Annotated in this window: 5 protein-coding genes; 2 read left to right on the top strand and 3 right to left on the bottom strand. The window is 43.0% G+C overall.

What is annotated here, in order from left to right; all coding sequences use genetic code 11:
* The coding region (locus ABW391_RS25580) for a hypothetical protein (protein WP_353484748.1) at window positions 1-216 on the bottom strand (216 nt) is incomplete at its 3' end.
* A 64-nt stretch (window positions 217-280) separates the two neighbouring features.
* Here ABW391_RS25580 and ABW391_RS25575 point away from each other — a divergent pair.
* Entirely contained in the window at window positions 281-1,144 is an 864-nt protein-coding gene (locus ABW391_RS25575; protein ID WP_353484747.1) for an AraC family transcriptional regulator, read from the top strand.
* Between the two features lie 19 nt (window positions 1,145-1,163).
* On the opposite strand, the gene ABW391_RS25570 is transcribed toward ABW391_RS25575, so the two are convergent.
* Window positions 1,164-1,373 carry a hypothetical protein gene (locus tag ABW391_RS25570; protein ID WP_353484746.1) on the bottom strand — a complete coding sequence of 70 codons (210 nt, stop codon included), beginning with the start codon at window positions 1,371-1,373 and terminating at the stop codon, window positions 1,164-1,166.
* Between the two features lie 273 nt (window positions 1,374-1,646).
* Window positions 1,647-2,492 carry a 1,4-dihydroxy-6-naphtoate synthase gene (locus ABW391_RS25565; protein ID WP_353484745.1) on the bottom strand — a complete coding sequence of 282 codons (846 nt, stop codon included), beginning with the start codon at window positions 2,490-2,492 and terminating at the stop codon, window positions 1,647-1,649.
* Between the two features lie 11 nt (window positions 2,493-2,503).
* Here ABW391_RS25565 and ABW391_RS25560 point away from each other — a divergent pair, with 11 nt between their 5' ends.
* Window positions 2,504-3,196, top strand: a complete 693-nt coding sequence (locus tag ABW391_RS25560; RefSeq protein WP_353484744.1) for an RluA family pseudouridine synthase — start codon at window positions 2,504-2,506, stop codon at window positions 3,194-3,196.
* Window positions 3,197-3,254 lie beyond the last annotated feature (58 nt).

Below are 3,254 nucleotides of genomic sequence, written 5' to 3'. Positions count from 1 at the left end.
TTTTCCCGAAATTTGTCGGGTCTGGGAAAATGCGAATTGACAGCTCAGCAAAAGTGTCAAAACTAGCATCATTCCGTGTAATGGACTTTTCATGCTGCGAAATGTTGTTTGGTTAAAATAAAATTCTAAAATAATAATGAGTGCGATACAAATGTCGGAATTTGAATTGGGGAGATATACTGAAATTTTGCCGATTTCTAATACTTTTATGCTCAAGTTGTGCGCAATTTTGGAAAATATCCACTATTTTTGATTTGCATCAGCTCGTAAAAAACTCACGATGAAACCGCAACTTCTAAAAATCACTCCGCCCCCTAACGCTTCTTTTAACTTTTTTGTACAGGATACGCCCTATTTTAGTACGCCGTGGCACTATCATCCAGAATATGAAATTGTTTTGGTGTTGGAGAGTACCGGGAAAAAATTTGTGGGAAGCAATATTTCCAGTTTCAAGCCAGGTGACTTGTGCATGATCGGCTCTTACTTGCCCCATTATTACCGAAATGAGGAAAGGTATTACGCCAAAGAGACTGCTCTACGCGCAAAATCCCTGGTTATTCATTTTTTGGAAGACTTTATGGGCAGCAAATTTTTTGAGTTGCCAGAATGCCAAAATCTTAAAAATCTATTGGATCGGTCAAAGAGAGGGCTGAATTTTGGCAGCAAAACCTTGAAAAAAGTGGCGTCTAAAATAGAGGGGATGAAAGAATTAAACGGAGTTTATCGCTTGATGGAATTGATTTCGATTTTGAATGTATTAAGTGAAGCGGAAGACATCAAGGAATTGAACACCAATCCAATGTCATTGCAAAATGAGGTAGACTCTGCACGCATCAATGGCGTCTTATCCTACATCGTTCAAAACTACCAACATGAAATTCAGTTGGGAGAGGTTGCCAAATTGGCCAACATGAGTGAGTCTGCATTCAGCAGGTACTTTAAAAAGCGCACCAGGCGTACTTTTTCCCAATTTGTCACCGAAATACGTATTGAACATGCCTGTAAACTGCTCGTTCAAGACAAGATGAGTATCTCAGCCATTTCGTTGGAAAGTGGGTTTAACAATCTATCCAACTTCAACCGTCAGTTCAAGTTGGTAAAACAAACTACGCCGTTGGCATACCGCAGCAGCTTTACGCAATAAGTTGTGGGTACAAAAAAGTTTAGGCTTTTTTCCTGGTATCCTTATCGGATTCATTGGGTTTTTTGCCTTCGCCACTCTCTTTGTCAGACTTTTGCTTCCCTTGTTTTGAATTAGCATTGTTTTTTTTCTCGTCTTTGTTGTCCAATGAATTGAACAATCCTTCCCATACAAGGGTTTGCAAATGTCTTTTGGTACTCATTTCGTCTTCGTTGAAATTGTCCTTTTCCATGTGTGATTATGAAAATTGCACCCAACCCATTGCAGAATAGACACGACATAGCAATGCAATGTGTACTAGTAAACACAATGTGAGTTGATAAGTGCAGAAATAGCATTTAAATACAGCAGTACAGCAGTTGTAAAGGGAGAACAGTGGAATTGTAGAAGTGTATTACAGTGGAAAGGTATTTAAACGGCTGCAATATCCGATTTAATTGTCAAATGTGAAAGTGTTTTAACAACTTTTAAGTATTTTTTTTCTTCTTATGCTATTAATTGAATTTCAAGCAATAAAAGCATGAGGTATGAATATCGGCTTGTTTTGAACAGGAATGATGCCATTTTGTAGGGCTACCTGGAACAAGTGATTAACCGCATTGCGACCCTGCAACCCCAAGTCCGCAGAGAATTGATTGACATACAAATCAATGTGCTGCTGGCGCACAGCTGGATCCATTTCCTGAGCGTGTTCGGCAATGAATGACTCCGATTCATTGGGATTTGCCCATGCATATTCTACACTGCGTCGAATGCAACGGTTTACTTTTTGAATGATTTCTTCTGGCAGATTGCGCTTGATGACGATGCCGCCCAGTGGGATGGGCATCCCGGTGGTTTGTTCCCAATACTCACCGAGATCCAGCAACTTGACGAGTCCTTTTTCTTGATAGGTAAATCGATTTTCGTGGATGATCAAACCCGCATCAACGGCTCCAGAAAGAACCGCGCCTTCGATGTCGGAAAACAACATTTCGATTTTGTTCACAGCTTTTGGGTAGGCCAGGCTTAATAAAAAATTGGCGGTGGTCAGTTTGCCTGGAATCGCGATGGTTAGTTTTGGGATGTCTTGCGCGGGGATGATTTTTTTTGCGATCAACAAGGGGCCACAATTGTTGCCCAAGGCACTACCTGCGTCAAGTAGCACGTATTTATTGGTCAGGTGGGCATAAGCGTGGTAGCTTAACTTGGTTATATCAAGATCGGCTGCACCAGCTCGTCGATTCAATTCTTCAACATCGCCTAAAAAAACCTCAAATTCGAGGCCTTCTGTATCGATGCGGCCATGAATGAGGGCATCAAAAATAAAAGTGTCATTGGGACAGGGTGAAAAGCCAAGCGTTAATTTCATAACTTTGCAGAATGAACTTACAAGTGATATACGAAGACAATCATCTCATCGCGGTAAACAAGCCTGCGGGCATTCTGGTTCAAGGAGATGCCACCGAGGATACGCCTTTAGTGGATTATGTGAAAGACTACATTAAATTCAGGTACAAAAAGCCTGGTGATGTTTTTCTGGGCGTGGTACACCGATTGGATCGCCCGGTGAGCGGCGCAGTGATTTTTGCGCGCACCAGCAAGGCCCTGATTCGAATGAATGAATTGTTCAAAGAACGCAAAGTGGACAAAAGGTACTGGGCCATCACCGAAAAACGGCCTTCGCCAGAAATAGGACACCTCACCCACTATATTCTCAAAGACCACGAGAAAAACATCTCCAAGGCCTTAGATCAGATGAGCAATCGATCAAAAGAAGCCAAAAAATCTGATCTGGACTACGAATTGATCGGGGCTTTGGAAGGCAAACACCTGATTCTGGTGAAACCCATCACGGGCAGACCTCACCAAATTCGTGTGCAATTGTCAAAAATTGGTTGCCCAATTGTAGGTGACCTGAAATATGGACATACCCAGGCCAATCCGGATGGCAGCATTTATTTGCATTGCCGCTCCATGTCCTTTTTGCATCCGGTAAAAATGGAGCCCGTTACCATTACTGCCGATGCCCCGCATGAACGGTTGTGGAACCCCATGAGCCGATTAGCCGAGTAGCGGCGCCCCGTAGCGGCGCCCCTATGTGGGCGCCGTACGGGCACCCACGTAGGAGCGC

Source organism: Haliscomenobacter sp. (genome assembly GCF_040403615.1).
In the GTDB taxonomy this organism is placed as follows: Bacteria; Bacteroidota; Bacteroidia; order Chitinophagales; family Saprospiraceae; genus Haliscomenobacter.
The sequence above is the reverse complement of the archived record's forward strand: the minus strand, read 5'-3'. Positions and strand labels throughout refer to the sequence as shown.

Excerpts from the sequence above, each read along its gene's own strand:
- ABW391_RS25575 (WP_353484747.1), top strand. The coding sequence starts at position 281 with ATGAAACCGCAACTTCTAAAAATCACTCCGCCCCCTAACGCTTCTTTT.
- ABW391_RS25570 (WP_353484746.1), bottom strand. The coding sequence starts at position 1,373 with ATGGAAAAGGACAATTTCAACGAAGACGAAATGAGTACCAAAAGACAT.
- ABW391_RS25565 (WP_353484745.1), bottom strand. The coding sequence starts at position 2,492 with ATGAAATTAACGCTTGGCTTTTCACCCTGTCCCAATGACACTTTTATT.
- ABW391_RS25560 (WP_353484744.1), top strand. The coding sequence starts at position 2,504 with ATGAACTTACAAGTGATATACGAAGACAATCATCTCATCGCGGTAAAC.